The following is a 5855-nucleotide window of genomic DNA, read 5'->3' on the forward strand; positions in this document are numbered from 1 at the left end:
CATACCACCTTTTTCGCCAATTTTCATGATACCGAGGGCGAATGTCATCATACCAATTAAGCCCAGTGAAATTGACGCCCCAGTAGCCGCACTTTCGAAGAGAGAATTTACAATATTTTGGAATACTTCAGTATCTCCGCCAAGTAATTTAACAATAGCTACAACGAAAGTGATGAGGAAGAATGATATCCAGACGTAATTTAATGCCATGTAACAATTATTTATGTCCGTAAATGTACCGTTTCTCTTTGAATTGGATTATTGTTTAGTTCTAATTTTTTAAAAAATTCCACACTGATCTATCTTTTCTGTTCCCGTTGTCTTGTATGATTTCCGAAACGATTTGATTTAGTTGTTCTTCATGCTCCATTACAATCTTATCTCCCAAAGAAATTATTTTTTGTATGTTCGATGGGGTCGCGGCATCCATAGATGGATTAATTGAAGATAACGCCTGAGGCTCTATACGAATGTAATTAGAAGATTTATTGACGGACCGGAAGAGTTGCTTGAGATAGTAATCCGTGCTTTCGGCCGAGCTGCTACTCATGATATCCACAAGGGCGGGACCTATCGAAATTGCGCGTCTTTTTTTGAAATCGTCGTAGTTGTAGGATATTTTGGAGATACCGGTTCCTAACGAAAGTATCCAAATATCGTTAATTTTGTAAGTGTTGTAACTTTTAATAACTTCTAGCAAAGCGGATAGGGAGGGGTTGTGCGCGAATACCCCTCCATCAACTAAAGGATATCTCGTTCCTGATTTGGAGAATATCTCAGCAACGGAAAAATATGTTGGGGCTGCAGACGTCGCTCTACAAACATCTCTGATTAAAAAGTCCCGGGAATCTCCATGAGTTATAGCTTTCTGCTGGCGAAATAAATGGTTTTTTCGAAGTTCGATGTTGTAAGCAGTAATAATGCAAGGTTTTAGAAGCTCACTTAATTTACGGTCTCCAAAATAATCATTTAGTACGCGCTCGATAACTAGGTTGTCGTATAATTCGCTTAACAAACCGAATCGACTTAGGAAACGACGCCACTTTGTGGCCGCAAAGATCTCCGTCCCGTGTTCAAGATAGATGTCTAATGCCTCTTTCGCACTGTATTTTTGCTTTTTAGGGTTACTTTCGTCAGGACATAGGAGAATCGAAAGTAGGATTCCTCCAGTGCTCGTACCGGCAAAAAAGTCAAAATAGTCGCTGAGTTGTGCAGCGGGGTTTTTAGTTGCTTGTCGTATTTTTTCTTCCAGTGTGACTAAAAACATCCCTGGAATAATTCCTCGAATTCCACCACCATCTATTGAAAGGATCCTTTTCATATACTCTAAATTAGAAAAAATGCTTGGGAAATTAATAGGATTGGTCTACTGTATAATTTATTTTCTAAAAGGTTTCACCAGTTGAATTAATCTACTATATTTGCAATCCAATCGGAGAGGTGTCAGAGTGGTCGAATGAGCAGACCTGGAAAGTCTGTATACGGGATGACTGTATCGAGGGTTCGAATCCCTCCCTCTCCGCAGAGCAAAAAAGAGCAACTATTATCGAAAATAGTGTTCTTTTTTTGTTTAGAAGCATTTTGATCCAACAGATGTCAGGTAGAATATAATATATCGCAAAAATATTAGGGCATTAGATTGTCTTGCACTACCTGTTTTATTTTCGAGTCACCTTTTACTTTTTAGATCTTAGAGATAACAATGCGTAAGCTGGTTTGAGTACATTGAATAGTGTAATTGCCAAAAGTCCTACATGCATCTGGATAGGATTAGAGAATTGAGGTAATCAAATACGTTTTTTCTTTAATCGTGTTATTTCGGCGCTATTTCTAATTTGCAACGTTCCTTTTCAAGAAGTTTCATATACTCTTCTTTCTTGTATTCTGATTTCATGTGATCGCTTTCCCGCTGATAATATCGATTCAGCTCTTTACGATGCATCGCAGTGACGAATCTAAGCGCTTCTTCTGGACTCTGAAGAATAAGTCCAGGCACCGTTGTTGGTTTCCCGGTTTCCTCATCCACAGCAACCATTGAAAAATAGCTTGAATTCGTATGCTTAACGAATTTCTTTCGTATGTTTTCTGCTGTCACCCTAATACCAATAACCATAGAACTTGTCCCCACGTAATTCACCGAGGCTTCTAAGCTTACTATTTCACCGACTTCTACAGATACAAGGAAATCAACTTTATCAACGGATGCTGTTACGCAGTATGATCCGGAATGTTTGGCAGCGCAGGCATAGGCTACTTTATCCATCAGCGAAAGGATAGTCCCCCCGTGTATTTTCCCCCCGAAATTTGAATAGGCTGGTATCATTAGCTCGGTCATAGTCGTCTGGGAGGCGGATACCGTTTTAAATTCTTCCATAATTGCTATTTTATTTTTATTGCTTTTTTATCAAAGTGATATAGACATTTATATTTATCTCTTTTCCAATTACCATTCCTCCACTCTCTAATAAGGTGTTATAAGTTAAATCGAATTGATCGCGGTTAATTACAAAATCACTTTCGAACGCTGACCGTTCAATACCGTCAATATTATTTTTTCCTAAGTAAGTGACAGGAATCTCGATAGCCTGCGTTATATCCTTAATTGTTAGGTTTCCCCTCAGTTGGAATTTTGTCTCGTTTATTCGGTCAAAACGTTCGGATTTAAATTCGATTTCCTGGTATTTGGTCACATCCAAAAGTGCCTCTGACTTGAGATGGTCATCCCGATAATCGTCATTCGTTGTAACATCGGCGGTAGATATTGTACATTGTACAGAGCCGCGCTCGAAATCATCTCCTTCACTGATAGCTCTCACCTCGAAGCGCTTAAATTGCCCAACCACGGTAGAAATAACCATATGTTTTACTCTAAAAACGATAGTAGAGTGTTCTTCATCCAATAACCACGCTGTTTTTTTCATCAATGCCTTTTGTTTGTTGTTTGTGCAAACTATAAATTGTTACGAGAAGATATTAAAACATTGCCGTTTTTGCATAAAAAATTATGTTTTGTTGGTCTTTCAGTGTAACTTTTGTAAGTACTAAAGTTAATTAATGGGATCTGGGGTGATCTTTCCAAATTATAGTGAAGAACTATAAAAGACTGATTTAATTTTTCCCAGGAGCACCTGTTAATCAGAATTACGATTGAGTATTGATAACGTTTTTCTAATCATTTGTGTTGCACGTTACTATTTGTATTCCATATCTAGAAATCTAAGATAAGTTCCTCCGCAAGGATGCACACTTCAACGCTTTCTGCTTATCTATTGCGAACCTTGATATAAATGGGTATATATGATTAACCGTTTTCTAAACGCGATATATAAACGCGTTTATATTCATGCCTGCGCCAACAGAAGCAAAGACTAAAATGTCTCCTGGGCTAAAACTGTGATTTTCCAACTTACCTTTACTAATCAGATCATAAAGCGTAGGTACTGTCGCTACGCTACTATTTCCTAAATTACCAATTGTCATCGGCATAATATTGTCTGGGGGAGTGGTGTCGTATAATTTGAAAAATCGTTCAATAATAGCGATATCCATTTTCTCATTTGCCTGGTGAATGAGTATTTTGTTTATCTGTGAAATATCGATACCAGCTTTTTCTAAGCATAGTTTTAAAGCGAGAGGGACGTTGGTTAAAGCGAATTCATAAATTTTCCGTCCTTTCATCTTTATATATTTGTGATTGTCATTTAAATCTTCGTTATAAGAAGGTCCGAAATTTAGATATGAGGTTTCGATAAGACTATAGGTTCCACTCTCAAAGGCGAGTAATCCAACATTATCAGCGGTTTGTTCTACGATGGCGGCCCCAGCACCATCGGAATAAATCATAGAATCGCGGTCATGCGGGTCAGTGACTCGAGATAATGTTTCTGCGCCTATTACAAGGCAACGCTTGGCCATACCTGCTTTAATAAATGCATTTGCATGTATAATTCCCTCAACCCATCCAGGACAGCCGAATATTAGGTCATAAGCTACGCATTTTGGGTTTTTGATTCCAAGTTTGTGTTTTACGCGTGCAGCAATACTGGGTACGGTGTCGGACTGAATAGTACCGTCGGAAATGTCACCATAATTATGGGCAAGAATAATATAGTCAATTGTCTCACGATCAATATTTGCATCTAAGATTGCTCTGTCAGCTGCGGCCGCAGCCATATCAGAGGTGACGAAATCTTTTTCGGCATATCGCCGTTCTTCAATCCCCGTAATGTCTTTAAACTTTTTAATTATATCTTCGGTATTTGGTAGTTCATTTCCACTCGAATCACGGAAGGAGCGATTTAAGAAATAATCATTTTTAATTACTAGTTCAGGAATAAAACTGCCGGATCCTATAATTTTAATATTCATGCTTTTTCGAATGTCTGATTGATAAATATACCTTGTAAACTTTGAGGTAATATCGGAAATAATTTAGGTTAAACCTAATTCAAATAAATTGGTTATAAATATCAATTTTCATCCCAAAGTAAGATTTTCAACTATAGTTTAACGTACCGACCATTATTTCGTATATTCCATACAGCATTAATCTCTCTAAATTTTGATTGGTTAATTGAGTGAATTTCGAGGTAGTTAGTTTGGGTGCAAATAGTATTGTAATTTGAATAAGATGATTGTAGAAATATGGAGTGATGTCATGTGTCCTTTTTGCTATATAGGAAAACGAAGGTTCGAAAAAGCTTTAGCAGGACTTTCCTTCGGAAAGGATATACAGGTAGAATGGAAGAGCTATCTGCTGGATAAACATTTAAGAACAGATCCAGATGTTAGTTACTTTGAACACCTTGCCAATTCCAAAGGTATGTCTGTCGAGCAGGCACGCGATATGTGTCAGCAGGTTACAGATATGGCGAAAGAGGAGGGACTGAATTATGATTTTGATAATGCCGTTGTAGCAAATTCGGTTAGCGCGCATAGATTAAGTCACTTCGCTAAAAAGCAAGGGAAACAAAATGATATTGAAGAACTTTTATTCGAAGCTTATTTTTGTCATGGAAAGAATATCGATGATTACAGCGAACTAATAACAATTGCGGAAGAGGTTGGATTAGATAAAGATAATTCTAACGATGTATTGGTGTCCGGTCAATTTGATGAAGACGTAAACAAAGACCTATATGAAGCGCAGCAGGTCGGTGTTCGCGGGGTTCCGTTTTTTGTATTCGACCGTAAATACGCTATATCAGGAGCCCAACCAATAGAATCATTTGACCAGGCTTTGAGTAAATCCTATGGGGAATGGAAAAAAGAGCAACCCAAGTTATAATGTTTTAATTCTTGAACCGATCGGCGGGCCGGAGCGATGTGCGGAATGCTAATGTATTTGAGCATTACATGATATTAACGAGGTTTGCTATCGTCATAGCGAGCGGGAATTAATCTGTATATTTGCCCCAGAAAGAGCAAAGAGCAAATTTATGAAGTTTTCTAAACAGAAGATAGGCATGGTGGGGAGTGGAAGTTGGGCTACAGCTATGATTAAGATGCTGGGGGATAACACCGTTGAAAAAGAAATTTTGTGGTGGATACGAAAAGAAGAAGATCTACAATATGTTAAGGCGTACGGCCATAACCCAAGCTATTTAAGCGCGGTTGAAGTTCATATTGAAGCAGAAAATCTTTATTTAGATGCGAAATCAGTTATCCAAAATTCGGATATAGTAATTTTAAACACCCCCTCAGCTTATTTGAAAGATGCGTTGAAAAATGTTCGGCCAAAAGATTTTGACGGTAAAATCGTTGTGTCGGCGATAAAAGGTATTATACCTGATGAGAATTTGATCGTTGGAGAGTACCTTACAGAAGTTTTCGAAATTTCTATAGATAATATCGTC

The 5855-nt window shown here is 37.9% G+C and carries 6 protein-coding genes, 1 tRNA gene and 1 pseudogene; 3 read left to right on the top strand and 5 right to left on the bottom strand.

Annotated features, from left to right (window positions below):
- Positions 1–210, bottom strand: a pseudogene (locus HP439_RS17225) (hypothetical protein); the annotation flags it as partial.
- Between the two features lie 61 nt (positions 211–271).
- Complete coding sequence (locus HP439_RS17230; protein ID WP_172391578.1) at positions 272–1321, bottom strand: patatin-like phospholipase family protein; 1050 nt, start codon at positions 1319–1321, stop codon at positions 272–274.
- A 113-nt stretch (positions 1322–1434) separates the two neighbouring features.
- On the opposite strand from HP439_RS17230, the gene HP439_RS17235 reads away from it, so the two are divergent.
- Positions 1435–1522 (top strand) — tRNA-Ser (locus HP439_RS17235).
- Between the two features lie 291 nt (positions 1523–1813).
- Here HP439_RS17235 and HP439_RS17240 read toward each other — a convergent pair.
- The 3 genes from HP439_RS17240 to HP439_RS17250 form a co-directional block, all read right to left on the bottom strand.
- A complete protein-coding gene (locus tag HP439_RS17240; RefSeq protein WP_172391579.1) occupies positions 1814–2374 on the bottom strand; it encodes an acyl-CoA thioesterase in 561 nt (186 codons plus the stop codon).
- A 16-nt stretch (positions 2375–2390) separates the two neighbouring features.
- A complete protein-coding gene (locus HP439_RS17245; protein ID WP_172391580.1) occupies positions 2391–2921 on the bottom strand; it encodes a YceI family protein in 531 nt (176 codons plus the stop codon).
- Positions 2922–3312: 391 nt separating this feature from the next.
- Positions 3313–4368, bottom strand: coding sequence for a 3-oxoacyl-ACP synthase III family protein (locus HP439_RS17250; RefSeq protein WP_172391581.1), 1056 nt, complete (start codon positions 4366–4368; stop codon positions 3313–3315).
- A 262-nt stretch (positions 4369–4630) separates the two neighbouring features.
- Here HP439_RS17250 and HP439_RS17255 point away from each other — a divergent pair, with 262 nt between their 5' ends.
- Together HP439_RS17255 and HP439_RS17260 are read left to right on the top strand one after the other, a co-directional pair.
- Positions 4631–5287 (top strand): DsbA family oxidoreductase, encoded by a 657-nt coding sequence (locus HP439_RS17255; protein ID WP_172391582.1) that lies wholly within the window; start codon positions 4631–4633, stop codon positions 5285–5287.
- A gap of 151 nt (positions 5288–5438) precedes the next feature.
- A partial coding sequence (locus tag HP439_RS17260; protein ID WP_172391583.1) for an NAD(P)-binding domain-containing protein occupies positions 5439–5855 on the top strand: 417 nt, incomplete at its 3' end.

This window comes from Sphingobacterium shayense (assembly GCF_013179575.1).
Taxonomy (GTDB): domain Bacteria; phylum Bacteroidota; class Bacteroidia; order Sphingobacteriales; family Sphingobacteriaceae; genus Sphingobacterium; species Sphingobacterium shayense.

Bases quoted from the DNA above. Each gene is read 5' to 3' on its own strand.
- HP439_RS17230 (WP_172391578.1), bottom strand. From the start codon at position 1,321: ATGAAAAGGATCCTTTCAATAGATGGTGGTGGAATTCGAGGAATTATT.
- HP439_RS17240 (WP_172391579.1), bottom strand. From the start codon at position 2,374: ATGGAAGAATTTAAAACGGTATCCGCCTCCCAGACGACTATGACCGAG.
- HP439_RS17245 (WP_172391580.1), bottom strand. From the start codon at position 2,921: ATGAAAAAAACAGCGTGGTTATTGGATGAAGAACACTCTACTATCGTT.
- HP439_RS17250 (WP_172391581.1), bottom strand. From the start codon at position 4,368: ATGAATATTAAAATTATAGGATCCGGCAGTTTTATTCCTGAACTAGTA.
- HP439_RS17255 (WP_172391582.1), top strand. From the start codon at position 4,631: ATGATTGTAGAAATATGGAGTGATGTCATGTGTCCTTTTTGCTATATA.